The sequence below is a fragment of the Paenibacillus sp. JT22N15 genome, assembly GCF_059383755.1.
This window is the reverse complement of sequence record NZ_JBXENV010000001.1, coordinates 250,580-276,912: the sequence shown is the minus strand read 5'-3', so window position 1 is coordinate 276,912 and position 26,333 is coordinate 250,580. Positions and strand designations below refer to the sequence as shown.

General features: G+C 48.8%; 26 protein-coding genes. 23 read left to right on the top strand and 3 right to left on the bottom strand.

The window, feature by feature from the left end; all coding sequences use genetic code 11:
* The first annotated feature begins 149 nt into the window (after positions 1-149).
* The 6 genes from AC50X8_RS01215 to AC50X8_RS01190 all read left to right on the top strand — a co-directional run bounded on the left by AC50X8_RS01215 (position 150) and on the right by AC50X8_RS01190 (position 7,380).
* Positions 150-710, top strand: a complete 561-nt coding sequence (locus tag AC50X8_RS01215) for a MarR family winged helix-turn-helix transcriptional regulator (protein WP_235533033.1) — start codon at positions 150-152, stop codon at positions 708-710.
* Positions 704-2,431, top strand: coding sequence for an ABC transporter ATP-binding protein (locus AC50X8_RS01210; RefSeq protein ID WP_099519628.1), 1,728 nt, complete (start codon positions 704-706; stop codon positions 2,429-2,431). The genes AC50X8_RS01215 and AC50X8_RS01210 overlap by 7 nt, the downstream gene beginning before the upstream one ends.
* On the top strand, positions 2,428-4,311 hold the full coding sequence (locus tag AC50X8_RS01205; protein ID WP_494878177.1) for an ABC transporter ATP-binding protein: 1,884 nt from the start codon (positions 2,428-2,430) through the stop codon (positions 4,309-4,311). Before AC50X8_RS01210 ends, AC50X8_RS01205 begins: the two co-directional genes overlap by 4 nt.
* 253 nt (positions 4,312-4,564) lie before the next feature.
* Positions 4,565-6,055 (top strand): alpha-N-arabinofuranosidase, encoded by a 1,491-nt coding sequence (locus AC50X8_RS01200; RefSeq protein ID WP_494858250.1) that lies wholly within the window; start codon positions 4,565-4,567, stop codon positions 6,053-6,055.
* A gap of 36 nt (positions 6,056-6,091) precedes the next feature.
* Positions 6,092-6,388, top strand: coding sequence for a hypothetical protein (locus tag AC50X8_RS01195; RefSeq protein WP_231594156.1), 297 nt, complete (start codon positions 6,092-6,094; stop codon positions 6,386-6,388).
* Between the two features lie 53 nt (positions 6,389-6,441).
* Complete coding sequence (locus AC50X8_RS01190; protein ID WP_056029625.1) at positions 6,442-7,380, top strand: glycoside hydrolase family protein; 939 nt, start codon at positions 6,442-6,444, stop codon at positions 7,378-7,380.
* A 143-nt stretch (positions 7,381-7,523) separates the two neighbouring features.
* Here AC50X8_RS01190 and AC50X8_RS01185 read toward each other — a convergent pair whose 3' ends face one another.
* Complete coding sequence (locus tag AC50X8_RS01185) at positions 7,524-9,578, bottom strand: beta-galactosidase (protein WP_494878175.1); 2,055 nt, start codon at positions 9,576-9,578, stop codon at positions 7,524-7,526.
* A 145-nt stretch (positions 9,579-9,723) separates the two neighbouring features.
* Between AC50X8_RS01185 and AC50X8_RS01180 the strand changes: the two genes are divergently transcribed.
* From AC50X8_RS01180 to AC50X8_RS01135, 10 genes are all read left to right on the top strand, one after another.
* Complete coding sequence (locus tag AC50X8_RS01180; protein WP_494858255.1) at positions 9,724-10,563, top strand: AraC family transcriptional regulator; 840 nt, start codon at positions 9,724-9,726, stop codon at positions 10,561-10,563.
* A 114-nt stretch (positions 10,564-10,677) separates the two neighbouring features.
* Complete coding sequence (locus AC50X8_RS01175) at positions 10,678-11,787, top strand: GerAB/ArcD/ProY family transporter (protein ID WP_494878173.1); 1,110 nt, start codon at positions 10,678-10,680, stop codon at positions 11,785-11,787.
* 95 nt (positions 11,788-11,882) lie between these two features.
* Positions 11,883-12,989: a GerAB/ArcD/ProY family transporter gene (locus tag AC50X8_RS01170; protein WP_056029613.1), complete on the top strand. Its 1,107-nt coding sequence runs from the start codon at positions 11,883-11,885 to the stop codon at positions 12,987-12,989.
* Positions 12,990-13,078: 89 nt separating this feature from the next.
* A complete protein-coding gene (locus AC50X8_RS01165; protein WP_046230013.1) occupies positions 13,079-14,578 on the top strand; it encodes a spore germination protein in 1,500 nt (499 codons plus the stop codon).
* 11 nt (positions 14,579-14,589) lie between these two features.
* The gene (locus AC50X8_RS01160) at positions 14,590-15,810 is read left to right on the top strand and encodes a Ger(x)C family spore germination protein (protein WP_494878171.1); all 1,221 of its coding nucleotides are present in this window, start codon (positions 14,590-14,592) and stop codon (positions 15,808-15,810) included.
* 10 nt (positions 15,811-15,820) lie between these two features.
* Positions 15,821-16,048, top strand: coding sequence for a hypothetical protein (locus AC50X8_RS01155; RefSeq protein WP_046230012.1), 228 nt, complete (start codon positions 15,821-15,823; stop codon positions 16,046-16,048).
* A 17-nt stretch (positions 16,049-16,065) separates the two neighbouring features.
* Entirely contained in the window at positions 16,066-17,166 is a 1,101-nt protein-coding gene (locus AC50X8_RS01150) for a GerAB/ArcD/ProY family transporter (RefSeq protein ID WP_056029606.1), read from the top strand.
* 138 nt (positions 17,167-17,304) lie between these two features.
* Positions 17,305-17,703, top strand: a complete 399-nt coding sequence (locus AC50X8_RS01145) for a phage holin family protein (RefSeq protein WP_056029603.1) — start codon at positions 17,305-17,307, stop codon at positions 17,701-17,703.
* 90 nt (positions 17,704-17,793) lie between these two features.
* Positions 17,794-18,189, top strand: coding sequence for a YhjD family protein (locus tag AC50X8_RS01140; protein ID WP_235533032.1), 396 nt, complete (start codon positions 17,794-17,796; stop codon positions 18,187-18,189).
* A gap of 192 nt (positions 18,190-18,381) precedes the next feature.
* Entirely contained in the window at positions 18,382-18,771 is a 390-nt protein-coding gene (locus AC50X8_RS01135) for a cupredoxin domain-containing protein (RefSeq protein WP_056029600.1), read from the top strand.
* A gap of 196 nt (positions 18,772-18,967) precedes the next feature.
* Here the strand turns inward: AC50X8_RS01135 and AC50X8_RS01130 are convergent, their stop codons facing one another.
* On the bottom strand, positions 18,968-19,225 hold the full coding sequence (locus AC50X8_RS01130) for a hypothetical protein (protein WP_056029597.1): 258 nt from the start codon (positions 19,223-19,225) through the stop codon (positions 18,968-18,970).
* 111 nt (positions 19,226-19,336) lie between these two features.
* Here AC50X8_RS01130 and AC50X8_RS01125 point away from each other — a divergent pair, with 111 nt between their 5' ends.
* The 6 genes from AC50X8_RS01125 (at position 19,337) to racE (ending at position 23,414) form a co-directional block, all read left to right on the top strand.
* The gene (locus tag AC50X8_RS01125; protein ID WP_056029594.1) at positions 19,337-19,624 is read left to right on the top strand and encodes a Dabb family protein; all 288 of its coding nucleotides are present in this window, start codon (positions 19,337-19,339) and stop codon (positions 19,622-19,624) included.
* A gap of 207 nt (positions 19,625-19,831) precedes the next feature.
* A complete protein-coding gene (locus tag AC50X8_RS01120) occupies positions 19,832-20,272 on the top strand; it encodes a DUF86 domain-containing protein (RefSeq protein WP_056029591.1) in 441 nt (146 codons plus the stop codon).
* 72 nt (positions 20,273-20,344) lie between these two features.
* Positions 20,345-21,016 (top strand): helix-turn-helix transcriptional regulator, encoded by a 672-nt coding sequence (locus tag AC50X8_RS01115; protein ID WP_056029588.1) that lies wholly within the window; start codon positions 20,345-20,347, stop codon positions 21,014-21,016.
* A gap of 95 nt (positions 21,017-21,111) precedes the next feature.
* Positions 21,112-21,636, top strand: coding sequence for a hypothetical protein (locus tag AC50X8_RS01110; protein ID WP_494858264.1), 525 nt, complete (start codon positions 21,112-21,114; stop codon positions 21,634-21,636).
* A 58-nt stretch (positions 21,637-21,694) separates the two neighbouring features.
* Positions 21,695-22,129, top strand: coding sequence for a YtxH domain-containing protein (locus tag AC50X8_RS01105; protein WP_494878168.1), 435 nt, complete (start codon positions 21,695-21,697; stop codon positions 22,127-22,129).
* Positions 22,130-22,604: 475 nt separating this feature from the next.
* Entirely contained in the window at positions 22,605-23,414 is an 810-nt protein-coding gene (racE, locus tag AC50X8_RS01100) for a glutamate racemase (protein ID WP_494878166.1), read from the top strand.
* A gap of 188 nt (positions 23,415-23,602) precedes the next feature.
* On the opposite strand, the gene AC50X8_RS01095 is transcribed toward racE, so the two are convergent.
* Positions 23,603-25,042, bottom strand: coding sequence for an IS1182 family transposase (locus tag AC50X8_RS01095; RefSeq protein WP_494878164.1), 1,440 nt, complete (start codon positions 25,040-25,042; stop codon positions 23,603-23,605).
* A gap of 137 nt (positions 25,043-25,179) precedes the next feature.
* On the opposite strand from AC50X8_RS01095, the gene AC50X8_RS01090 reads away from it, so the two are divergent.
* On the top strand, positions 25,180-26,139 hold the full coding sequence (locus AC50X8_RS01090; protein ID WP_494878162.1) for a M14 family metallopeptidase: 960 nt from the start codon (positions 25,180-25,182) through the stop codon (positions 26,137-26,139).
* Positions 26,140-26,333 lie beyond the last annotated feature (194 nt).

Sequence of the window (26,333 nt, the reverse complement as noted above, 5' to 3'; positions counted from 1 at the left end):
GGGTTATTGACAGCCATTTAATGAGCGCTTTATAATTAGGTTGCCTATTATTTTAGTTATAAGATAATCATAAGGAAAATAATTAATGGGAAAATAATTGGTAGCCTACATGAAAGGGCAAAGAAATATAAATGAAAGGAGGGCTCCCTTTGGAACATAACGAAAACGACACAAGCAATAAGAGCAGCAAAGACAAGACGGACGACACAAGCAAAGAAAGCAATGCAACGGAACACAGCGAGAAAATTACAAATGAATTAATTCGTGTGTTTCGCAGCTTTCATCGGCTCAATTGGCGGCAGAAGCCGAATCCGGACGGCAAGTTTAGCGAAATGCAGGTGCTGATGTGCATCAAGCGCGGTTCTATGAAGGCGCAGGATAAGCCAGGGATGAAAATCTCGGTCATCAGCCGCTTGCTCCGGGTAACCTCTCCCACGATCACCCAACTGGTCAACGGGATGGAGACGAATGGACTCGTGCAGAGAAACGCTGATCCCGATGATCGGCGGGCTGTACGCATCTCGCTGACAGAGGAAGGGGAACGCATCGCGGAGAAGGTCATTGCCGATTTTATGAATCGAATGGCAGGACTGGCGCAATACTTGGGAGAGCGGGATTCGCATGAACTGGTTCGTATTTTATCCAAAGCATTTGAGTATTTTGATGAGCTGAATGAGTCTGAACAAACGGGGGATGAACAGCAATGTTAAGGTTATTTCGCTTTTTAAAGCCGTTTCGCTGGCTGATAGCCGCGGTGCTTGTGCTAGTATTTATTCAGTCGCTGTCGGATCTATATCTCCCCACGCTGATGGCGGACATCGTCGATGATGGCGTATCTAAAGGAGATACCCCGCTTATATGGAAAATTGGCTCCTTTATGCTGCTCATAGCGGCGGTCGGCGGCATTAGCTCTATCGGCGCCAGCTATTTTTCGGCAAAAGCTTCAGCGAGCTTCGGGCGCCTCGTGCGGGAGAAGGTGTTTGGACATGTGCAAAACTTCTCGCTGCAGGAGTTTGACAAAATCGGCACGGCCTCGCTCATTACGCGTACGACGAATGATATTACACAGGTGCAGCAAGTGTTGATGATGATTATGCGCATGATGGTAATGGCGCCGATGATGTGCATCGGGGGCATTATTATGGCCATTTCGAAAGATGCGAAGCTGTCGCTTGTGCTGGTTGTCGCATTGCCTGTTCTCGCTGGCGCGATATTGCTCGTCGTCCGCAAAGGTATTCCACTGTTTAAAATGATGCAGGTTCGTATGGATAAGCTCAACTTGGTGCTGCGCGAAGGACTGACCGGCATTCGGGTAATCCGCTCATTCGATCGGACAAATTATGAAAACAAGAAATTTGACGCTGCCAACAGCGATCTGACCGAAACGGCGATTAAAGTCAACAAAATTATGGCGGTAATGATGCCGCTTATGATGCTGGTCATGAATTTATCGACAGTGGCGATTATCGCAATTGGCGGGCTGCGTATCGAGAATGGCGATATGGAAGTCGGCTCACTAATGGCTTTTATCCAATATGCGATGCAAATTATGTTCTCGCTTCTAATGTTATCGATGATGCTCGTTATGATTCCGCGTGCTTCGGCATCGGCGGTGCGTATTAATGAAGTGCTGGACATGGTGCCGGATATTGCGGACAGCGCCAGCGTCAAGAACACAGGCACGCGCAAAGGCTATATCGAGTTTCGCGATGTGACGTTCAGCTATCCGGGAGCCGAGCAGCCTGCTTTATCGAATATTTCGTTCAAGGCGGCACCTGGCGAGGTGACAGCTATTATTGGAGGAACAGGCTCTGGGAAGTCGACGCTCGTTAATTTGATTCCGCGCTTTTATGATACGGCGGGTGGCAGCATCATCATTGATGATGTGGATATTCGTGAGCTATCCCAGGAAACGCTGCGCGAAAAAATCGGCTTTGTGCCGCAGAAGGCCGTATTGTTCACCGGCACGATCGCGGATAATATCCGCTACGGCAAAGAAAATGCAACCGATGAGGAAATGGAGCATGCGGCAGAGGTGGCGCAGGCGGCCGAGTTTATCGGCACGATGAAGGAAGGATTTGGCGCCAGCGTATCGCAGGGAGGAAACAATCTTTCCGGCGGGCAGAAGCAGCGCCTATCCATTGCTCGTGCGCTCGTTCGCCAGCCAGAAATCTATGTGTTCGACGACAGCTTCTCGGCGCTCGACTTTAAGACGGATGCGAAGCTGCGTGCCGCCTTGCGTGAGGAAACGGTACATTCGACGGTATTGCTCGTTGCCCAGCGGGTGAGTACAGTGCTCGATGCTGACCGCATCATTGTGCTCGATGAAGGCGAGCTAGCCGGAATCGGGACGCATCAGGAGCTGATGGAGTCTTGTGATGTGTACCGGGAAATCGTATATTCACAGCTTTCGGAGGAGGAAATTGCATGAGTGAGCAGAAGCAGAATTCCCCGCAAAGGCCGAAAGGAATCGGCATGGGTCCTCCAGGAATGGGCATGATGATGCCCCCTCAGAAGGCGAAGGATTTCAAGGGCACCTTGAAACGGCTGGCTGCCTACTTGAAGCCGCATCGCACGAAGCTTGCGCTTGTGCTGCTGACCGCGATTTTAAGTACCGTATTCAGCATCGTCAGCCCGAAAATGATGGGGCAAGCTACAACGAAGCTTTACGAGGGAGTAATGGGAATAGCCCAAGGCGTTCCGGGTGCCCGTATTGATTTTGATGCGATTAACACGATTCTGCTGACGCTTGTTGTGCTGTATTTGATCAGCGCCGCATTTGGCTTCATTCAGCAGTATTTAATGGCTGGCGTCGCCCAGAAAACCGTCTATGATTTGCGCAAGGATGTAAATAATAAATTTGCACGCCTGCCGCTGAAGTTTTTCGATTCGCGCTCCAACGGCGAGGTGCTGAGCCGGGTCGTCAATGATGTGGACAATATTAGCAATACGCTTCAGCAAAGCTTGACGCAGCTCATAACGTCATTCATTACCCTCGTCGGCGTCATCGTTATGATGCTGACCATCAGCCCGCTTTTGACGCTGATCGTTTTCTTGACGATTCCTGCGAGCTTACTTGCAACGAAGGCGATTGCCAAGCGTTCGCAAAAATATTTTGCCGGCCAGCAGGCTGAGCTTGGACGCTTGAACGGACATGTCGAGGAAATGTACACGGGGCATAAAATTGTCAAAGCATTCGGACATGAGCGCAAATCGCTGGATGAATTTAATGAAATGAACGAGAAGCTGTATGATTCTGGCTGGCGCGCACAATTTGTGTCCGGCATCATTATGCCGATTATGAGCTTCATTAGCAATATCGGCTATGTGCTCGTATGCGTCATCGGCGGCTTGCTCGTCACGAGAAATGCGATTAAAATCGGCGATATTTTGGCATTTATCCAATATACAAGACAGTTCACGATGCCGATTACGCAGCTGGCCAACATTGCGAATATTATTCAATCTACAATCGCCTCCGCAGAGCGGGTATTCGAGCTGCTTGATGAAGAGGATGAGGTGCCCGAGGCGAAAAATGCCAAAGCGATCAGCAAGCCGACTGGCGCCGTTCGCTTCGAGCAGGTAGATTTTGGCTATAAAGCCGATGAGCCGCTAATTAGCGGGATGAATATTGATGTGTTGCCTGGCCAGACCGTCGCCATAGTCGGTCCGACCGGAGCTGGCAAGACGACGATGATTAATTTGCTAATGCGCTTCTATGAGCTGAATGGCGGTCGTATTACGATTGACGGCGAGGACATTACAGCGCTCCAGCGCAGAAGCTTGCGCCGAATGTTCGGCATGGTGCTGCAGGATACATGGCTGTTCAATGGCAGCATTCGCGACAATATCGCTTATGGGCGGGAGGATGCTACGGAGGAAGAGGTTTATCAAGCGGCTAGAGCAGCGCATGCGGATCATTTCATTCGGACGCTGCCAGATGGCTATGACACGATATTGAACGAGGAAGCATCAAACATTTCCCAAGGGCAGAAGCAACTGCTGACCATTGCCCGGGCCATTTTAGCTGATCCATCGATTCTGATCCTTGATGAAGCGACGAGCAGCGTTGATACGCGTACAGAAATTATTATCCAACGAGCGATGGGCGAGCTGATGAAAAATCGAACCAGCTTCGTCATTGCCCACCGCTTGTCGACGATTCGCGGCGCTGATCTGATTTTGGTCATGAACAATGGCTCTATTATTGAGCAGGGAAGACACGAAGCGCTGCTGGAGCAGGGCGGTTTTTATGCCGATCTGTATAACAGCCAGTTCACAGGCAAACGGACAATTAGCGAAGTTGTATAAAGCTTTAACCAGAAAGCTTCTCCATCCGAGCGAGGATGGGGGAGCTTTTTTTTGCTGCCACGCTTTCGTGCGAATAGTAGGGAAACGCCCATTCACCAGTTTGTAGCGAGCAATTACGTAAGCGTTTACGTCTACCCGATTTATTTTTCAAAAGAGGGTTGATAAATGCGGTTGGATTGTTTATTATGAAGTTAAATTAATGTTATCAATAAATGATTTATATTTTTATTAATCCATGTGGGAGGCTATAACGATGAGCAATCAAATTACAATTAACGCAGACATTGCTAAAGGTACGATTAACCGCAACATATATGGACATTTCTCCGAGCATTTGGGACGCTGTATTTATGAAGGCTTCTGGGTTGGCGAGGATTCGGTCATTCCAAATACGAAAGGCATTCGCAACGATGTTGTGGAAGCGCTCAAAAAATTGAATATTCCGGTGCTGCGCTGGCCGGGCGGCTGTTTTGCCGATGAATATCACTGGAAGGACGGCATTGGCCCAAGCGAAGAGCGCAAGCGCATGATCAATACCCATTGGGGCGGCGTAGTCGAAAATAACCATTTTGGCACACATGAGTTTTTGCTGCTTTGCGAACAGCTCGGCTGCGAGCCTTATATTTCCGGCAATGTAGGCAGCGGCACAGTACAGGAAATGTCCGAGTGGGTTGAATACATAACCTTCGACGGCGTATCGCCAATGGCGGAGCTGCGTGAGAAAAACGGCCGCGAGAAGCCGTGGAAGCTGAAATATTTTGGCGTCGGCAATGAGAACTGGGGCTGTGGCGGCAATATGCGTCCAGAATATTATGCGGATCTGTACCGCCGCTACCAGACTTACGTTCGCAATTATGGCGACAATGAAATTTACCGCATTGCCTGCGGCCCGAACGTCGACGATTACAAGTGGATGGAAGTGCTGATGCGCGAAGCAGCTAACAAAATGGACGGCATCAGCCTGCACTATTACACCGTTCCGAAGGAATGGCAGGACAAGGGAGCAGCTACCGGCTTCCCTGAGGATGAATGGGCGATTACGCTGAGAAAAGCGCTGTGGATGGAAGAGCTTATTACGAAGCATTCGGCGATTATGGATCAATATGATCCTGAGAAGCGCGTTGGCTTGATCGTCGATGAGTGGGGCACATGGTTCAATACAGAACCGGGCACGAACCCAGGCTTCCTGTACCAGCAAAACTCGATTCGCGATGCGCTTGTAGCTGGCCTTACGCTGCATATTTTCCACGATCATTGCGACCGTGTGCAAATGGCGAACATTGCGCAAATCGTCAATGTGCTGCAATCGGTTATTTTGACAGAAGGGGAAAAAATGCTGCTGACGCCAACCTATCATATTTTTGATATGTTTAAGGTGCATCAGGATGCTGAGCTTCTGGATACGCATACGACTAGCGCCCGTTACGAGCATGGCGACGAGAAGCTGCCGCAAATTTCAGTATCGGCTTCCAAAGCGGCAGATGGCAAAATCCATATCAGCTTATGTAATCTGGATCATAGTGCCGAAGCAGACGTATCCATTGCGCTGCGCGGCTTGGGACAAGGCCAGAAAACGATCAAGGGCACAGTGCTAGCAGGCGCGGCCATTGACTCGCATAATACGTTTGAGCAGCCAAATGCAGTAGAACCTGCCGCTTTTACAAGCTTTACATGGGATGGAGAAAAGGTATCGGCTAAGCTTCCAGCGATGTCGGTTACGGTGCTTGAGCTGATCGAGCAATAATAAAGGGATGAATAGAACGCAATGGAGGCGGACGGCATGAAGACGGGCATGGACAGGAGCGCAAGAAGCTGCAAAGGCTGTGATGACAGCTATACCGTCACAGAAGCGCAGATCCAGCGGATTTTGGCTGCGCCGATGTTTCAGTCGTCCGAACGCTGCGTGGACGATGAGGTGTATGCAGCGCGCCTTCGGGAATGCGGCAGCTGTCCGAAGCTGATGAGCGGGACGACATGCATCGTTTGCGGATGTATTGTGCAAATCTCCGCCAAATATAAAGAAAAAAGCTGTCCGAACCCAAATGATGTCAGGTGGCGCTCTGTTGCAAGCCATTGACGACAGCCGTTTACGCTTGAATGCAAACAGAGCTTGCCAGGAGGAATGAGTAGATGAAGGCGCCATTATTCAGAGATCCAATCTTTGACGGAGCGGCAGATCCGGTCGTTATTTATAATCGCGAGCAGCAGGAATGGTGGATCATTTATACGAATCGCCGTGCTACGGTGGAAGGTCCAGGCTTTGCATGGGTGCATGGCACAGATTTAGGCGTCGCCTCGTCCGCAGATGGCGGCCGCAGCTGGAATTACCGGGGAACGCTGACGGGGCTGGATATTGAATGGGGACGAAATACATTTTGGGCCCCGGAAATCATTTGGCATAATGGGCTTTACCATATGTACGTCAGCTATATTCAAGGCGTGCCCGATGATTGGGCGGGCCATAAGCGGGAGATTTTTCATTATACAAGTGCTAATTTGCTCGACTGGACGTTTGTTTCTAATGTACGGCTTAGCTCGGATCGGGTCATTGATGCCTGCATTTATGAGCTTCCGGATGGACGCTTCCGCATGTGGTATAAGGATGAGGCGCTGGGCTCGTTCACCTATGCCGCAGACAGCAGCGATTTGTATAACTGGAAAGTGGTTGGTCCTGTCATTACGGAGCGGGGCCATGAGGGGCCGAATGTATTTCGGCTGCAAGGCTCATATTGGATGATTGTCGATGAATGGCGGGGACAAGGCGTCTTCCGTTCGGATGATTTGGAACGCTGGGAGCGCAACAACTTGATCTTGAATGAGCCAGGCCAGCGTGAGGATGACGGGACCATTGGCTTGCATGCCGATGTCGTTGTCCAAGGCGAGCAGGCGTATATATTCTATTTCACCCATCCCGATAGACGCGGCGATTGGGAGGTGCCTGGTCAGGTGCCGGGGTATCTCACGCGGCGCAGCTCCATTCAAGTTGCCAAGCTTGAGGTGAAGGATGGCAAGCTGGTCTGTGACCGCGATGCGGAGTTTGAACTGGTGCTGGAAGCGGAAGCGCAATAGTGTCATACGATCGAAACTTGCTAGATAGCTGCGGCCTTTAGCCAGACTAAAATAACAGCACCCCGCATCTTCCTCAGCTGATGAGGCGGAAACGGGGTGCTGTTTTATTTAGGTTATATATTTTGAAAGCTGCTTTGAATCATTTAGGTCAAAATAAGCACGCCGTAAGGTTCCAGCATGACTGAGCCTTGAAGCGTATCCCCGCTTATAAGGTCGGTGCGCGGCTCGCTGAGATTGAGCTCGGCAGCTTCCTCCGCATAGTTGAGGAGGAAGTAGAGCGGCCCAGCCTCGCCCTCGCGAATAGTCAGCTCCACCTGCTCCGGCAGTGTGAGCCAATTGGCAACTGGCGATGACAAGCCGAGCATGCCGATCACGTTGCGTGCCGCCGCCTCATTGAATACAGCGCCGTAATACCAAGCAAAGCCAGCTCCAACGACATTGCGGGTAACGGCGGGCTTGCCTGCATAATAATCGGAGGCATATTCGCCAATGATCTCGACGGTATCGCTTTCGATTGCGAGTACATCATTGAACAGATCCGCGGTAGTTGCTTCACCGCCTCCTTGCTTCCATTCGATCATTGCCGACTTGCGCGTACCTTTAATTTGCGTAAACTCCTCGACGGAAATGCCGACAAGGCGTGCGGCGGCGCCAGGGAATGGGCGCATGTAGCAGTGGCCGCGCTCATCCTTGTAGCCGGTGCGGCAGCCGAATATAATGGTGCCGCCGCTAGCCACATATTGCTCCAGCAAAGCAGCTGTTTCATCCCGCATAATGGCCGGATGCGGATAGACGAGCACGCGGTAGCGCTGCAGGTCAGCAAGCGTTGTGCCGCTTCGCATGTAAAGGACATCATTTGGAATATGCTGGCGCTGCAGCGCTTTGAACCATTCCTTGCTGCTTTTCCAGGAAAAAGGCCCGTGCCAAATATCGTATTCGCCATCCCACTCATTGTCATAATCGCGTACGAGGGCTACCTCTGCCCGGTTGCGCGTACCGACAATGCGCGGACCGGCCTTGGCGAGCTCAGCGCCGATTTGCGCTGCTTCACGAAGACGGCGGTTCGGGCCATTATGGTAGTCGTTCAGTCCATGCCAATAGATTTCATTGCCAAAGGCTGCCGTTCTCCAGCGGAAATAAACGACCATATCTGCGCCATGAGCAATGGATTGGTACGTCCACAGGCGCATTTGACCCGGCTTCGGCGAAGGCATATCCATGCGGTTCACCCAGCCGCCTGGTCCAGCCTGCTGCTCCATAATGCAGAAATTCGGCGAAATGGAGCGAGTTGTAGACAGCGTCAGGCTCCAGCCGCGATCGAGCAGCGGGTTATCTTCATTTTTGTCATAGTTAATGGTGGAAAATTGCGGGTAGGAGTCGTAGCTGAAAAAGTCCAGCAGCTCGTCCGTCATCCGGTGGCTGTCGAGATGGCCGAACAAGCCATTCGTCGTTACCCACTGCTTGGGCGCTGCCTCGCGCAGCACCTTGGCCTGCACCTCGGCGTAAGAAATAGTGCTGTCGGAAATAAACCGCTTCTCATCCAGCGCCTGATGCGGATTCGGCTGTCTTGGCGCCGCTGTCGGACGCGGAAGAAAGACTTGCTCCCAAGCGGAATACGTCTGATTCCAAAAGACAGCGCCCCAAGCTTCATTCAGCTTGTCGAGCGTAACGTATTTGCGCTGCAGCCACTCTCGAAAAGCCAGATGATCCGCTTCCGAATAAAATTCGGAAATTTCACAATTGAATTCATTGTCGATTTGCCAGCCAACGACGGCCGGATGATCACAGTAATGCTCCGCCATTTGGCGAGCAATGCGAGCGCTCAGCTCCCGATATTTGGGACTGTTATAGTTGGTGTGGCGGCGCAGACCATGCTGAAGCGTGACCCCATCAAAGGTTACGTTGAGCACCTCGGGATACTTGAACGTCAGCCATGCAGGCGGCGTTGCTGTAGGGGTGCCGATAATGACCTTCAGCCCATGCTTATGAGCCAGGTCAATGACTTTGTCAAACAGGTCAAATTGGAATACGCCTTCCTCGGGCTCGAACACCGACCAGGCAAATTCGGCTACCCGAATGATCGAGAGCCCCATTTCCTTCATCCGGCGAAGATCATCATCCCATAGCTCCTCAGGCCATTGCTCAGGGTAATAGCAGACGCCAAGGGCAAACTCATTTATTGGGTTTACGTGTGTCATTAAAGTTATACCTCCATAAAAATAATAATAAATTGCTATCTATCGGCTATTTTATTATTGTAGAATCAGTATTTCAGTGCGTATATACTATTATGTTGTGATCGATATGAAAATATTGCGCTCTTTGGCGAAAAGGAGCTAATCGATGCGTACCTACTATCAATTGCCCGAGCCGGCTGCCGGGCATTATGTCTGTTATCCGGATTCAGTCGGCCGATATAATGATTTTCCCCAGCATAACGAGCGGCGGGCCGCAGGGGCCATAACTGCCTATAATTTGCATATTGTCTGCTCTGGAAGCGGCTATGTCATGAAGGAGGGGCAGCGCGTCAGCCTAAAAGCGGGGGAGGGCTTCTTATATCCTCGGGGAGCTTACCAGCATTATGGAACCGATCCCGAGCAGCCATGGGATGTGCGCTGGATTCATTTTATGGTGCCGATGGAGCTTTTGCTGCTGCGGGCAGCGGATGCTTCCAGCGTGTGGCTGTTTGCCGTTTCGCAAGCTTCGCTTGCGCGTTTTGTGGAGCTGACAGAGGAGATGTACATGTTGTGCGGCAGCTTCGAGACGCGGCATGAACCGCGGATGTCAGCGCTTCTATATGAGCTGCTGGCGGAGCTTGCCCATAATTCGGAGCGCCTGGAGCACGATGCGCTGCCGCTCATCACCAAAAATGCGATTCGCGAAGCGGCAGATCTTATACGCGGCACGAGTGGACAAGCGTGGACGCTGCCGGAGATGGCAGCGCTGTGCGGCTACAGCCCGTATTATTTTTTGCGGCTATTCCGGCAGGTAATGGGGCGTACGCCGCAGCAATATTTGACCGCCTGCCGTATTGCCGCCGCCAAAAGCCTGCTAGTTGCGACCAGGCTGCCTGTCAGCGAAATCGCCAGCCGAACGGGATTTTCGCAATCCAGCTACTTCATTCGCGTATTTCGCAAAGCGGAAAACGTCTCCCCGAAAGCTTACCGCGAAATGTATAGCTAGCCTGCCGAGCTGATCTTGCCTTTCCCCGCGAATGCTGGATAATTATTCATCCTTGTGGACAAAATGGATAACGGCAGCAAGCCGACATTTTAAGCGCAAAGCGGGTGAAGCAACATGCAGCAGGGACAGCCATCGATAAGCGCAAGGCAGCTAGCTATCCTTGTTATTTATTTTATCATGGGCGATATGCAGTTGTTTTTACCCTCTCTTACAGCCGAATTCGCAGAAGAAGCCGCCTGGCTGTCCGGGTTAATAGGCCTGCCCATCGGACTTGGCATGGCTTGGTTTATATACAGCCTCAGCAAACATTTTCCGGATATGACGCTCATCGAAATCAATAATCAGGCTTTTGGCAAACTAGCCGGAAGCTTTGTTTCGCTGCTTTTTCTGGCGATGATGTTCAACACCTCGATTACCCAAATCAGGGAGATCGGTGATTTTGTCACCACACAAATATTGATTGAGACGCCAAATATCATGATCTGCCTTCTGATGATTTTTCCATTAGCGATCGCGATACATGGGGGCATTCGAGCGGTCGGTCGAGCGGGCGAAACGATATTTCCCTTATTTGTATTGGTGTTTGTACTGCTCCTGCTGTTGCTCCTGCCGAGTTTGAAGCCTACTGAACTTTTGCCTATCTGGGGTGCGGGCGCTTCCGGCATTATGAAGGGCTCATTATTTTTTGTAGGTTTTCCTTTTTGCGAGCTATTCGCTTTTTTGATGATTTTTCCGAATGTTGTTCAAAGCAAACACCGTGCCCGTGACTATATGCTGGGGGTTTTGATAGGCGGACTAGCGATTTGGGTTATGGTTTTGCTGTGCTTGCTAGTACTTGGTACTTACATTACCCAACATTCTTTCTATTCCCCGTACATTATGTCGAAAAAAATCAACATCGGCAACTTCGTTCAGCGGATGGAGGCGATTTTTGCAATCAGCTTCATTATTACCGCCTATTTTCGCAGTTTAATCTACGGTTATGCTTTCGTTCTCGGCGTATCGCGGTTGTTCAAGCTTCGAGATTTTCGAATATTAACGGTTCCCTTCGCATTTATGGCGTTGGGTTATTCTTATATGGTGACGCCAGGAATAGTGTTTCTTAATACGTTAGCCGTACCCTGGGTGTTCTGGATTTTGACGTATTCGCCGGGGCTGCTGCTGCTTGGCTGGGGACTTGCAAAACTGCGGGGCAAGCTGCCAATGAAGGAGACGGCCGAATAGCCGGCAACAGCAAAAATCCATTTATGGATAATTCAACATCTTGCTGGACAAAATGGATTACGGCTATATTTCAAACGCAAAGCGGGTGATACGAAGTGCAGCGCGAACAACAAACGATTAGCGTGAGGCAGCTAGCCATCCTCGTTATATTTTTCATTATTGGCGATATGCAGCTATATCTGCCTCCCTTGACAGCTGCTTTTGCAAAACAATCAGCCTGGATGTCGGGGTTAATTGGCGTGCCATTTGGTGTTGGAGCTGCTTGGTTTATTTTCAGAATCAGCAAACGGTTTCCAGGGAAAACCCTAATCGATATTAATAATCAAGCATTTGGAAAAATAGCCGGTGGACTTCTATCCCTCGTATTTCTCGTAATGATGTTTAATACTTCGATTACTCAGGTTCGGGAAATCGCGGATTTTGTAACGACGCAAATGATGACGGAGACGCCGCAGCTAGTCATTTGCCTGCTGCTGGTTTTGCCGATTACGCTTGCCATTCGCGGTGGGATCACGACGATTGCTCGACTGGGCGAGGTGGTCTTCCCGCTTTTTTCCGCTTTGTTTATTTTGCTCATTATTTTGCTTATCCCAAAAATAGATTTTACTCAACTGCTGCCGATCGAGGTAACGGGATTTCCGGGCATCGTGAAGGGGGCGCTTTTTTTTATCGCATTTCCTTTTTGCGAAATGTTCGCATTCCTGATGATTTTCGATAGCGTGGAGGAAAGCGAACACGCTGCCCGTGATTATTTGCTGGCTGCTCTTGCTGCAGGTATAGCCATTTGGGTAATTATTGTGCTGTGTATATGCGTTCTGGGGGTATTCGCTACTGAACATACCGTCTATTCGCCCTATGTGATGGCTAAGAAAATCAATATCGGCGACTTTGTGCAGCGTCTGGAAGCGGTGCTGGCGATTGATTATATCATTTCCACTTATTTTCGATGCATCATATATGGCTATGCTTTTGTACGGGGGCTGCAGCAGCTGTTTAAGCTTCAGGACCATCGTTTTATGATGCGTCCATTTGGGTTTCTTATTGTCGGCTATGCTTATTTTTTGGCACCGGGCATCGTTGCTTTTGTACAATTCGATGTGGCGTGGCTGTTCTGGGTGTTTACTTACTCGCCGGGGCTGCTGCTGCTAAGTTATATAGCCGCCCGATTGAGACAGGGCTGGAGCAAGAAAGGAGAGGGCTAGCGTGAAGGGATTTCCAATTATAAGGAATAATTGGAAGTCCTCTTGGACAATATATGCAATTATGTGCAGCTTGGGGAGGTGGTTTGTAGATGAACGCTTCTGTGGATAAGCGGCTGGATCGGAAATTAATGAGCAATCTCTCGTTCATCAGAGCCAGCTTTGGCAACAGCCAGGATCTCGTGATTAAAGAAATGAATAATGACAATGGCTTGCAAGCGGCGCTTGTTTATATGGATGGATTAACGGATTCCACTGTGATTCATCATGTTATATTGGATTATTTTATGTCTGAGGAGCAAACGGCGAGCCGCAAAAGCGGCAATAGGCTGTTATATTTGAAAAATGCGGTGCTCGCGGTCGGTGAAACCGTTACGATCAGCGAATGGGACCCGTTATTTTATCAACTGCTGTCCGGCTGGGCTGTTCTGTTATTGGCAGACAGTCCAGATGCGATTTGTGTAGCCGCCGAGGGCTGGAAGGATCGCAATGTCAGCGAGCCTACCTCCCAGGTTGTCGTTAGGGGTCCAATGGAAGCTTTTACTGAAAATATTGCTACCAATAGAGCGCTCATTCGGCGGAAGATCAAGGACCCGCAGCTGTGGACAGAAGGCATGGAAATTGGCAAGATTACAAAAACCTCCGTATCGATTATGTATCTGCGCAATGTAGCGGATGAGAAGATCGTGGAGGAAGTGAGAAAGCGGCTTGGTGAAATCAATATCGACGGTATTCTGGAGAGTGGCTATATTGAGGAGCTGATTCAGGATACTGCACTGACGCCCTTTGCTACGATCTACAATACGGAACGGCCTGATACGATTGCAGCCGGTCTTCTGGAAGGCCGAGTTGCGATTTTGGTAGATGGTACGCCCTTTGTGCTGCTGGTTCCGGCGCTGTTTATTCAATTTTTCCAATCAGCGGAAGATTATTATCAACGGGCGGACATCAGTACTCTGCTGAGGATTCTGCGGTTTATTGCTTTTATGATTACGCTGCTTGCTCCGTCGCTTTATATCGCCATAACGACCTTTCATCAAGAAATGCTTCCGACGAGCCTGCTTATTAATTTGGCGGCTCAGCGTGAGGGAGTGCCTTTTCCAGCCTTTATTGAAGCGCTTGCGATGGAGCTCACATTCGAAATTTTGCGGGAAGCTGGCGTGCGAATGCCGAAAACCGTTGGTCAAGCGGTCTCGATCGTCGGTACGCTCGTTATTGGACAAGCCGCTGTAGACGCGGGCATCGTCTCGGCGGCGATGGTCATTATCGTATCGATTACGGCGATATCGAGCTTTGTCATTCCGGCTACGAGCATGTCGATATCGGTACGGATGATTCGTTTCGTCTTAATGGGGCTTGCCGCTTCCTTTGGTCTATTCGGCATTTTGCTGGGCTATATTTTGCTCGTTCTGCATTTGAATAGTCTGCAATCGTTCGGCATTCCCTATATGCAGTCGTTTTCCCCATTCATATGGAGCAATCAGAAGGATACGCTGTTTCGGCTGCCCTGGACGAAAATGCGAACGCGCGCTGTTGCAACCGCAGAGAAAAATTTGGTTCGGCAAAGACCGAGGAACAAACAGAAAATTTAGGGGGATAAAGCATGAGCAGATTTACTTGGCGAGCAGGCAAACTGCTCTTGCTAATGCTGGTATGGTCAATTGCAGCTTCTGCAGTCAGCGGCTGCTGGAATCGGCGGGAGCTGGATACGCTCGGCATTCAGCTGGGAACGGCCATTGACAAGGTTGGCAATCAATACCGGGTCTCCGTTCAGGTTGTTATTCCTAGCGAGCTGTCGGCAAAGGCGGGCGGGGGAGGGCGCTCGCCGGTTGCCATGTATGAGGCGACCGCGCCAACCGTATTTGAAGCGTTCCGCAAACTGACGGAAACCAGCTCGCGAAAAATATATTCCGCGCATATCCGGGTGCTGATCATCGGGGAATCGCTGGCGAGGGAAGGGATAGCCAATGTACTCGATCTGCTGTCACGTAATCCGGAAGCACGAACGGATTTTTACTTAATGATCGCGCATAAAGCGCCGGCGAATCAAATTTTGAAAATTTTGACGTCGCTGGAGAAAATTCCGGCGGAAAATTTATTTTATGCGCTGGATACATCTGCCAAAACATGGGCACCCACGACAACGGTTACGATTGAAAGTTTGATCGAACAGCTTGTTACAGACGGAATTAGCCCTGTGTTGACCGGAGTTCGGCTGGAAGGCAAAGCCCGGCAAGGGGAAAATATTTCGAATATCCAGCAAGCGGATTCACGAACGCGTACCCGAATTACCGGGCTTGCTGTTTTTCATTCTGACAAGCTTATTGGCTGGCTCAATGAAAATTATAGCAAGGGCTACAATTATATAATGGATAACGTGACAAGCACCGTAGGCCATCAGACCTGTCCAGATGGCGGTTATATTGTCATGGAAGTATTGCGCAATAAAACGAAGCTTATCCCCAAGGTCGTGGACGGCAAGCCGGTCATTAAGGTGAAGATGAAGCAGGTGGCATCGGTAGCCGATGTGGAATGCAAAATCGATTTAACGAAACCAGAAACGATCAAAATGCTTGAAGAAAACGGAAAGCAGAGGATAAGGGGGGTCATTCAGGGAGCTGTTGAGCATGTTCAGAAAACCTATAATTCCGATATATTTGGCTTTGGTAATACGTTTCATGAATACAAGCCAAAGCAGTGGGAGAAGTGGAAGGATGACTGGGATGAGCTGTTTCCCCAGGTCAAGCTGGAATATGACATTGAGCTTCAGATTCCGAAGGTCGGCACGACAAATGATGCGTTTCAAAACTATTTGAAGAAATGAGGAAGGCTAAGTGGCTGGAATTCTGATTATATCGGCTCTGGCCATAACGCTTGCGGTCATCGAGCTGCCGAAGCTCGCGAAAAAAGGCTGGAAAAAAGAAATTTTTGTTTATCTGATTATGCTGGCGGGGGGTGCTTTTTTGAGTATATGTGCCTTCAACCAAATCAGATTGCCTAGTCCACTAAATATTATTGTGTACATTTATAAGCCGCTGGAAAACTGGTTTAATGCATTTTAAGTCGAGGGGGTGAGGGCATGCCGAAGCAGGGAAGCATAAGCGCTAGACAAATGGCTGTACTCGTTCTATTTTTCATCGTGGGCGATATGTTCTGGTTTATTCCGACCTTGCTTGCTTCCATTCTGGACTCGGATGCCTGGATTCCCTCTTTGCTAAGCATGTTCTCAGGACTTGTCGTCGTCTGGTTTGTAGATAAGTGCTACCGCCTTTTTCCGGGGCTTACATTGATTGAGATTCATCGAGCTGCTCTAGGAAAATGGCTGGGCGGCTTATGCAGCCTGTTTTTCTTATTTCTGCTTTTTAATGCCATTGGTACCCAATTGAGAGTTGTTGGTGACTTTGTTACAACTCAAATGATGCCGGAAACGCCGGTACGAGTAATCGTGCTTATGATTACTATTCTAGTTGTCATTACCTTGAGGGCTGGTCTGGTTGTTTTTGCAAAATCGGCCGAGATTTTTATCGTGGGTTTGGTGCTGATGTTCATCATGTTCATTGTTATGCTGCTTCCAGAAGCTTCACTCTCCAATCTACTGCCTGTTTTTCATCATAAAGCAGCGGACTATGGCAAAGGCGTACTGTATGCAACCTCTTTTCCCTTTTTTCAAATGGTTACCTTTTTTATGCTCTTTCCTTTCATGAAGCAGACAAACAGCTGGACAAGAGATTTTATGCTGGTCTCCCTAGTAGCGAGCTGTTCCTTATTTCTGATCGTTATTATGTCGCTGCTCGTGCTGGGCGATTATATGACGGAGCATCAAATTTATGCCGCGTACGCCATGGCCAAAAGAATTAGCATTGGCCGATTTATAGAACGTGTAGAGGCTGTATTGGTCATCAGCTATATCGTTTCGACCTATGTGAAAATGTCAATTAATGCGTTTGCCTTTGTATACGGCCTATCTCAATTTCTTGGCCTGCGAGAACAACGTGCAATTATATTTCCATTCGGCTTGCTGATGTTTGGGCTGGCTTATACCATTGGTCCCAACATTCCGTATATTAATAGCTTTGTTACGATTTGGCCTTTTTGGGATTTGACCAATATGTTGATTTTGGCGCTGGCAGCCGTCATCATGGTAGTGTTTAAGAAAGGGAGGGTAAGCAATATTGGCTAATGAAAGGAAAAATCTATTAGATCAGGATGGCGGATGGAAGAGCTTTGCTTAGTTATCCGCATATTTAATAGAATGAACAGACCATCCCTAATCTCTCAGCATACGATATTGTATGGATTGAGAAGAGGAGGATACCTGATGCCTGGGTTTGTATATTTTTGCTCCATTTGTGCGTTTCTGGGGTCTATTGTGACATTTGCTTTTGGTGTATGGATGGAATCGCTTACACTGCTGATCGTCGTTATGGCTATTGACTATGTGACTGGTGTGTCTGCATCTTTAAAGGAGGGTCGAGGCCTTAACAGTTCATTTGGAGCATGGGGAATTGCTCGCAAAGGGCTTATGCTGCTCGTTATACTCATCGCACACCGTGTAGATCTATTGTTGGATGCTAATAATATGACAATGGGAGCGGCTATTTATTTTTATATTGCCAATGAACTGATCTCTATTACTGAAAATTACGGAAGATTGGGTTTGCCGCTTCCGGATAAAATTCGTCAAATGATTGAAATTTTAAAGGATAAAAATAAGTAAACGTTGGGCAATGTAGCACTTGTATAAACCGGCTCACTTTGTATATAATAGGAACAAGTGTTCTTATTGCGAAGGGGGCTGTTTATTTCGATGAAGCCATTGGAGAAACCGACTGCGCGTGTGCTAGTTATGAGGCGTCAACCGATTCAGAGAGAGGAGGAGCTTGTGCTGGCAAGGCGTTATGTGCTGCTTGGCATCATTGTACGGATTCTGGATCATGATATACGTGTGCTTCATTCAAGCGAAGCCAAGCTTCCAAAGCTTTATGAGACGATGCTGCTTGGCTTGCAGGACCGTGTGTTGCTGGAGCTTACTGCTCTTCGTAAACAGCTGAGAAGCAAGGGCATTGAAATGGTTGAAGAGAAGCGAAGTGAGGATGGGCTGGAGGCGCAGTATATTTGTCGAGGGTACCGCCACCGTTTCATTCTGTTATGGGGATATATTCGTTCGGAATCGGAGCAGTTGCTTCGAACGTATTGTCGATAATAATAAGAACTGCTTTACAAATGAAATGTCAAGCAACACCCTAGCTGCTTTTAGCGGCAATTGAGAAAAGTTCATCATTTTGTCATAATCACCAAAAAAGTTTTCCCCTTAATCAGTTTAAGCTTGAGTACATAGGACGATCTTATGTAATATAAGAAGTAAACATTAGATAGTAAAGGGGAGTACGTTGTAATGCATAAGTGGATTATGTTTGTATTAATGACAGCGGCATCACTGCTAGGTGTTTATTTGCTAACAGCAGGCTTGCCGGCAAAGCCAGTGGATGAATCTGCTTCACTGCCTGAAGGTACGGTTTTGGTAAACGTACAAGCCAACGCCGATTTCACTTTTGATCAAACAGAATATAAAGTGAAGGTTGGAGACAAAGTCATTCTTCGTCTGAAAAACAAAAGCGGTATTCACGGTTTGAAAATTGATGAGCTGAATGTTGATCTTGAAGGCGAGAAGCTGGAAACGAATATTGAGTTCGACAAGCCAGGCGAATATGTGATGCATTGCTCCGTTCCATGCGGTACGGGTCATATGGAGATGAAGACGAAGCTAATTGTAGAAGCGGCTTAATAAACGAATTTTTCATTAAAAAGAGAAGGTGCTTTGGGGCGCTTTCTGCACATAGGTTTTATAAACAAGAAGAGGAGCCGACTGGCTCCTCTTTTTAAAAATATAAGCATGTATAAGTTTCCCCCTTGTAATCGGCTTATATTTCACCCTCGAAACGGTAGCTTTGCCGCCAGAGGACGGTTTTCGGCCGTTGATGCTAGGCGCGATAACGCGTTCTGGACGAGGTTCGGTACACGATGACGTCGGCAATCAATCCGAGCAGCGCCCATGTAGCAACAGTAAGTACATACATAAGCATCACACTTACCTCATGAACATCGATAAACAAGTCAACGAACCAGGCTGGGACGCTGAACATAAAGAACACCATATTATGCGGGTCGTAGCCGGTTGAATTGTACAGGCATAAAGCCAGTCCAATCAGGGCGGCGATGGCTGTAAATTTATAACGCATGTTAAATCAGTCCTCTCTTATCGGATTAACGTTGCCGGATTGCGGCTGCTTGGGTTATTATGTGACAAAAGGGTTTAAGCAATTCCACTAGTCGAAGGGAGTAATACGATAATGATTACGCATATTGTTTTGTTTAAACTAAAGGATAACAGCGCCGAGAGCGTGGAAACGACCGCACAGGTGCTTCGCAATATGGAAGGTAAAATTGACGAATTAAAATCGATTACGGTTGGCCTGGACGTCCTGCATTCCGAACGTTCTTATGATATTGGCCTGATTACAACTTTCGAATCGCTTGATGCATTGGCGGCTTATCAGGTTCATCCGGTACACCAGAAAGTAATTGAGCATATGACCCAGGTTCGCGAAGCATCTGTAAGCATCGATTTTGAAAGCTAAGGCGCTGCGAGAAAATTAGCGGTACTTTATTTCGTCGCTGTCTCCAAGACACGCCAGCCTTAAGAGAGGACGTTAATGGCAATGGGAGAAGACTTATATCAAATAATGACGTATTTGTTCGTCATTATTGCCAGCAGCATTATTATGGTCGCTGTGCTGAAGCGCAAGGCCAAAAAGAAGAAGTAACGATAAAGGTGGCGAAACGGTATGTATTACGTGAATCGCGAACAAATTGCGGTGAGGCTTAATGCAATTCCTGATATTTCTGAGGCACTGACCTTCATTGCAGCCGAGTGGAATGGCAGCATGCTGCAAGGACTGGCACAGGAGCGGGCGCTGCATCTTGCAGTTGAAACCGTTACCGATGTCGGCAGCTATCTTATTGACGGATTTATGATGCGTGATGCGAGCAGTTATGAGGATATTGTGGATGTGACTGGAGCGGAAGGCGTGTTTTCCGCAGAGCTGCTGCCGACGTTCAAGCAATTGGTACAGCTGCGCAGGCCGCTCGTTCAGCAGTATTATGAATGGCAGCGCGGCGAGCTGCATCCGCTAACCAGTCAGCTAGCTCCGCAATTGCTGCGTTTCAAACAGGAAGTGGAGCTTTATCTGGAGCGCGAGCTGGTTGATTTTGAGGGAAAAGTTTAAACCGAATCGTACACACCATACTTTTAGAATATGTTACAATACCTGTAACAAGCGTTCGAAGGTGGCGATAGGATGAAGCAGCAAAATCAACGAAGCGCCGGTCCTGCGCCGGATAAGAGAACGTCTCCAGGCTCTACGCGCCAGCGCATTTTGCATTTGCTCAAGATGAATGGCTCTATGAATGCCGCGCAGCTTGCAAGCGAGCTTGCGCTGACTGAAATGGCCGTCAGGCGACATATGTACGCACTTGAAGAGGAACAAGCTATACAAATTGTGATGGTCAAGCAGGCAATGGGAAGACCGCTGCATCGATACGAGCTTACCTCACACGCGGATGACCGTTTTCCAAAAAACTACCATACGCTGACGCTTGATTTACTCGGTGAGCTGGCAGACGAGGCAGCTACAGCAGGCCTTATTACCCGCATGTTTGAAGGCCGCAAGCAGAAGCTGCTGGAGCGTTATGCTCCGCGCATGGCGGGCAAAGCACTGGAGCAGAAGGTGCTGGAGCTTGCAGCTATTCAAAATGCCGGAGGTTATATGGTTGAGGTCGAGCCGGCAGGCGAGGGGCATTTTGTATTAAATGAGTATAACTGCCCAATCGCTCAGGTAGCGAATCAATACCAGCAGGCTTGCAGCTGTGAGCTGACGTTATTTCAGTCGCTGCTTCATGCAGAGGTAGAGCGGACCGAATGCCTCGCTAAAGGCGGGACCAAGTGCACGTACAAAATAAGTGCCGTATAGGTTTTATATAGGGTCTATATACGTTTAAGGAAGAAACCGATGGACAGGCAGGTCATATGACCTTGCTCTAGCCATCGGTTTTTTTGCATGCCGTTGTGTCAAGACAAGCCCATGCTGCTTATAATGGCATTACGAAATGGGCAGATGCCCTGCTCTGGTTTACAACGGGAGGTGAACGGGCGATGAACCTTATAGCGGGATGCGCGATTGCAGCTACATTAGCATTTATTGGGTTAGTGGTGGGCGTATTGCTTGGCTTGCGCAAAGGGCTGATTCAGCTCGAAAGCTTGCGCACAAGCGCCGACGAGCTACGGGGACAGCTGCAGCATACAGCGGCTGAGACAGTCGCTTTAATGGAGCCGGCTAAGCAATCCCTCCTGCTGGTGCACCAGCAGCTGCAAAATGTCCAATCTTTGTTCTCAGCGGCAGGGCAAATTGGCGAGACGATCGAGCAAACGACAGAAACCGTAAGCCGGGTCTCCTCGCTATTGTCCGAATCCGCTGCCCAGCATATAGCGAAGGCTGACACGAGAAATAAGGCAAAAGAAGCGATGGAATGGGCAGAGCTAGGTATGCTGGCGTGGCAGCTTTGGCAAACTAAGCGCAAGCATAATAGCTGAAAGCAATAACGGCGCGGAAATGGCGGAATGCGCCGCAATAATGAAGGGAGCGAATCGTATGGCAAAGCAGAAGCAAACGAAAGGATTTTTGTTGGGGGCATTGGCAGGTACGGTTGCAGGAACCGTTACAGCGCTGCTGCTCGCTCCAAAAGCAGGCAAGGAGCTGCGTGAGGATATTGCAGGCGGCGTTCAAGATTTGAGTGAAAAAACGGTTAGAGCAGTAGAGCAGTGCGGCGAGAAAACGACTAGGGCGGCAAGACAGCTGGGCGATAAAGCGGTACACATCGCGGATTATGCCAAGGATGGAGCAGAGGCTCTCATTAGCAGCGCGCGTACATGGAGAAAAGGCGGGCCTCAATTAACGACGGAGGCTGCTGGCGAATTGGGGCAACTAGAAGACTTAGTGGAAGCAGCAAGCCTTTCGGAGGAGCTGGCATCTGAGGGAACAGCTGAAACGGTAGCAGCGGAAGCTGCGGAAGCGATTGAAAAATAGTGCGTCGACGACCGCGTTGTAAAGCTGTGTTATATAAGGAATAGAGCAGCAACCATGCATGGAGCCTGCCTTAATAGGGAGCAGGCTCTTTCCTTTTACACAAATATAAGCATGTATAAGCTTCACACTTATAATGGGCTTATATTTCAACGCGAAACGGTAATTAGCCGCCAAAGGACGGCGACAACCGTTTCACCTTGAAATATAGGAAAGGATTTCGTAACGATAACCATTCTCTATATTTCTCGGAATGAAACGCGCCGCACCGCCAAAGGACGGCGACAACCGTTTCACCTTGTCAGCTGCTGTCCATATTTTCCAGGGTGCGTATTGCGCCGCTTCTTAAGCGTAATTCTTGTAGGCTGTCCATAATTGAGATAAGATGTAGGTACGTTTTGATAGCTGAAAACATATGCTATTGATGTCTTATTCTCCTCATGAGCGACTACAATACGTTTAAGAAAGCGGTGTGTTTGTGCAGCAACCGATTGCCATACTTGATTCAGGCGTGGGCGGGCTTACCGTCGCCAAGGAAGTCATGCGCCAACTGCCGCGTGAAAAAATTATTTATTTTGGGGATACGGCTCGAACACCATATGGACCTCGTCCTTCGCAGGAAGTCGTTCAATTCACACGGGAAATTGTCGATTATTTAATCCAGTTTCGGCCGAAAATGATTATTATAGCTTGCAACACCGCTACAGCGGTTGCACTGGAGGATATACGTTCTAGAGTAAACATACCTGTCATTGGTGTTATCAATCCTGGGGCAAGAGCGGCCATCAAGCGCACCCAGACGGGCTGTATTGGAGTCATTGGTACAGAGGGAACAGTAAGAAGCGGCGCTTATGAACAAGCACTCAAGGAGCTGTCGCCAAGCGTACGCGTTATAAGCGAGGCTTGTCCGTTATTTGTTCCGCTTGTGGAGCGGGGCAATTTTCGTTCCAGCGAAACGTATGAGACGATTCGCCAATCTATCGGACACTTAAGCCTATATCCGATGGATTGCCTTATTTTAGGCTGTACGCATTATCCTTTTTTGACAGAAGCGATCGCTGAAGTTGTTGGCTCCCGCATAGAGCTGATCAGTTCCGCAGACGAGACGGCTCGTGATATTAGTACGATCCTTCATGATAAGGGTCAGCTTTCCCGAGGAGAAGTGCTGCCTGTTCATCAGTTTTTCTCCAGCGGCGACCCAATAATGTTCAAAGCCATTGCCCAGCAATGGCTTGGCGAGCAGATTGAGCTGACGCCTGTCGTATGGCAGGTGCCAACGATCGGATAACGGCTCTAGCCGTTTCTGCCATCCTTCGAATAAGCTTTCCAAGCCGCTGGCAAGTGGCAGAGGCCACTGAAAAACTTGTGATTTTAGAGGAGAGCAATCAAGCACAAAATAAAAGACGACCCAAATTCCCGTTTTAAGGAATATCGGTCGTTTTTTCGCTTTCTAGACAGGCCATTATGGCTGGTTTTTCATTTCATCAGTTTCAATATTCTCTTCATATTTACAGCGAAGATCGCCATAGCTCCTTGTAATTCCATGCCAACAAGATCCGAGGATGAGGCTACCTCATACCTGCGTCGGTGTTTCAACTCACTGTTTTTCGCTTCTATTTTGTAGCGTTCCTTTGCCTTTTCTTTGAAATACTCGCTTTCTTGGAACGCCATCTGGTCCGTGTGCTCGCTAGATTTAATCGTCACCGATTTTAGCCCCTTCCGTATAGCATCCCTCTTGAAAGGGGCATCGCTTGCACTTCTCGACATCGAAGTAAAAGGGATCGGTTTGGTTTTTCCTTGCTCCTTTATGCCTTGCCTTGCTTTCCGAATCGCCAGATGACCAGCTTTGCAAACGTACATACCGGCGTCTTTGTTAAACTCAAATGCTTCTTCTTTCTTGCGACCCCCTTGCGTAATTTGCGGATTCAGCTTCGCCGCTAGCTCCATATCATTCGTTTTGGTATACGCAATGTTGTCTTTTTCTGAATAAGCCGTATCCCCAATGACCGTTCTGACTTCCATCCCTGTGGTCTGACTTTTTTCGATCAGCGCTTGCAGCTGCTTGCCGTCACTCTTTTCGCCTGTTGTGACAATAGCCGCTGTAATGATTCGTTCTTCGGTCATCGCAATATGGGTTTTATAACCAAAAAATGAAGAATCCGCGCTCTTATGGCCGACCCTTGCATCTTGGTCTTCCGAGATTCGAAGCTGCTCAAGGTCATCTGCAACCGTTTCTTTAAGCAGATTTAATGGTTCTTTTATCTTAGGCAGCGCACAGATACCTCCCTCAGCTTCAATCACATCGATGAGCTTTTGACAATAAGCGATTTCATCCTCCACTACATCGTTCGTGTTCTTTGCTGGGGAGTTGGCCTTCAAGGATTCATCGATCTTGTATTCGGCTTTTCTTAGCTTTTTGGAACGATCCTGAAGGATTTCCCGTGGGGACTTCTGATTGTACCGAGCTTTTGTATGGGTTGCGTCGACGATGATCGCTTTACTCTGGATTACACCTTTCTCGATTGCAATGGCTACCGTTTTGTTGATCAACAGGTCCAGCAAATTCATATTCTTTAGCCGCAACTTGCGGAACTTGGTTAACGAACGGGAGTCAATCACCGACTCTTCTGGGGCCATATCCAGAAAGTACTTAAACGACATGTCGTATGTAGATCGCTCGACAAGATCACCGTCAGACAATTCAAAAAGGGCTTTAAGCAGCAAGTACTTAAACATCCGGATCGGGTCGATAGCATTTCTACCCTCGTTCAGGCAATAGTTTACTTTCATTTCCTCATATACAAAAGAAAAGTAAACGAGCTCATTGATTTGCCGCAGCATATTATCCTTGGGTATAACCAGTTTGTAAAGTTCAATATATGGACTGACAACCAGCGTTTGCTGCATTTGAATCATTAGCTCACCTGCTTTCCTGTATTCCTTTCATTAATACAAGAAAAAAGGCACATTCTCCTCATTTTTCATGAGTGAATGTACCTTTCTTGCTTCAAAAGGACTTTTTCAGTGGCCTCCAAGTGGCATGGGAGGCTTTTTTGCCGAATATAATTCAGGAGAGGCAATTTTGGAGCGAGGTGAGGAATACGGTTAATGTAGTGTGGGAAAATAAATACGGTTATCAGGAGCTGCTCGCGAACTGCCGCGAGCTGACGCAAACGTACCCATTTGTCACCGTTCATACGATTGGGCATAGCGTGCTCGGCAAGCCCATTGTTGCGCTGCGCTGCGGAACGGGTGCAAGAAGCATTCATATGAATGGAGCCTTCCATGCGAATGAATGGATTACGTCGGCTATGCTTATGCGATTCGTAGGGGATTATGCTGCGTCATGCGCTGAAGGCCGCTCGATCTGCGGCGAGCTGTCTTTGCGGCTGCATGAGGAGACGACGCTGTGGGCCGTGCCTATGGTCAATCCGGATGGCGTAGAGCTTGCGCAGCAAGGGGCGCTGCCTACCCACCCGTTTTATTCCCAGCTCATGGCGTGGAATGAAGGCAGGGAGTCCTTTGCCGATTGGAAAGCCAATGCGCGCGGCGTCGATTTGAATGACCAGTTTCCGGCACATTGGGAGGAAGAGTGCCAGCGGCGCGAAGTTCAGGGGCCTGGTCCGCGCGATTATCCGGGACCGTATCCGTTAAGTGAGCCAGAAGCGATGGCGATGGCGAATTTAACGACAGCACAGCGTTTTGACTTGACCGTCGCCCTGCACACGCAGGGAGAGGAAATATATTGGAACTATCGCGGCTATGAGCCAAAGGAATCCGAGCAGCTGGCGGAGCGGCTAGCCCTCGTCAGCGGTTATAAGCCAGTGAAGCTGACAGGCAGCGATGCTGGCTATAAAGATTGGTTTATCCAGCGATTTAGAAGGCCAGGCTTTACGATTGAAGCGGGACGGGGAGAAAATCCGCTGCCGCCTCAGCAGCTGCCCGCCATCTATGAGGCGGTGAAGCCGCTTCTTGTGGAGGCGTTGTCGCTTCACCGGGAACGGGAGCTTTAGCCATTTTCTAATTTAAACGCTATGCGCAAAGCAGAGCGCGAATAGCCGCAGGAAATGAAGCGCAGCTTCGATTTTCTGCGGCTATTGCTGGTTGAACAGGATGGAGGAAGAGGAGTGCCCGCCTTTAGTCCAGCTTTGCAGCAGGGATGATTATGCTATAATGAAGGCGAAAAATAACAATGAAAGGCGGCGAA

Coding starts and splice junctions, on each gene's coding strand:
- AC50X8_RS01210 (WP_099519628.1), top strand. CDS start 704: ATGTTAAGGTTATTTCGCTTTTTAAAGCCGTTTCGCTGGCTGATAGCC.
- AC50X8_RS01205 (WP_494878177.1), top strand. CDS start 2,428: ATGAGTGAGCAGAAGCAGAATTCCCCGCAAAGGCCGAAAGGAATCGGC.
- AC50X8_RS01200 (WP_494858250.1), top strand. CDS start 4,565: ATGAGCAATCAAATTACAATTAACGCAGACATTGCTAAAGGTACGATT.
- AC50X8_RS01195 (WP_231594156.1), top strand. CDS start 6,092: ATGAAGACGGGCATGGACAGGAGCGCAAGAAGCTGCAAAGGCTGTGAT.
- AC50X8_RS01190 (WP_056029625.1), top strand. CDS start 6,442: ATGAAGGCGCCATTATTCAGAGATCCAATCTTTGACGGAGCGGCAGAT.
- AC50X8_RS01185 (WP_494878175.1), bottom strand. CDS start 9,578: ATGACACACGTAAACCCAATAAATGAGTTTGCCCTTGGCGTCTGCTAT.
- AC50X8_RS01180 (WP_494858255.1), top strand. CDS start 9,724: ATGCGTACCTACTATCAATTGCCCGAGCCGGCTGCCGGGCATTATGTC.
- AC50X8_RS01175 (WP_494878173.1), top strand. CDS start 10,678: ATGCAGCAGGGACAGCCATCGATAAGCGCAAGGCAGCTAGCTATCCTT.
- AC50X8_RS01165 (WP_046230013.1), top strand. CDS start 13,079: ATGAACGCTTCTGTGGATAAGCGGCTGGATCGGAAATTAATGAGCAAT.
- AC50X8_RS01160 (WP_494878171.1), top strand. CDS start 14,590: ATGAGCAGATTTACTTGGCGAGCAGGCAAACTGCTCTTGCTAATGCTG.
- AC50X8_RS01150 (WP_056029606.1), top strand. CDS start 16,066: ATGCCGAAGCAGGGAAGCATAAGCGCTAGACAAATGGCTGTACTCGTT.
- AC50X8_RS01145 (WP_056029603.1), top strand. CDS start 17,305: ATGCCTGGGTTTGTATATTTTTGCTCCATTTGTGCGTTTCTGGGGTCT.
- AC50X8_RS01140 (WP_235533032.1), top strand. CDS start 17,794: ATGAAGCCATTGGAGAAACCGACTGCGCGTGTGCTAGTTATGAGGCGT.
- AC50X8_RS01135 (WP_056029600.1), top strand. CDS start 18,382: ATGCATAAGTGGATTATGTTTGTATTAATGACAGCGGCATCACTGCTA.
- AC50X8_RS01130 (WP_056029597.1), bottom strand. CDS start 19,225: ATGCGTTATAAATTTACAGCCATCGCCGCCCTGATTGGACTGGCTTTA.
- AC50X8_RS01125 (WP_056029594.1), top strand. CDS start 19,337: ATGATTACGCATATTGTTTTGTTTAAACTAAAGGATAACAGCGCCGAG.
- AC50X8_RS01120 (WP_056029591.1), top strand. CDS start 19,832: ATGTATTACGTGAATCGCGAACAAATTGCGGTGAGGCTTAATGCAATT.
- AC50X8_RS01115 (WP_056029588.1), top strand. CDS start 20,345: ATGAAGCAGCAAAATCAACGAAGCGCCGGTCCTGCGCCGGATAAGAGA.
- AC50X8_RS01105 (WP_494878168.1), top strand. CDS start 21,695: ATGGCAAAGCAGAAGCAAACGAAAGGATTTTTGTTGGGGGCATTGGCA.
- AC50X8_RS01095 (WP_494878164.1), bottom strand. CDS start 25,042: ATGATTCAAATGCAGCAAACGCTGGTTGTCAGTCCATATATTGAACTT.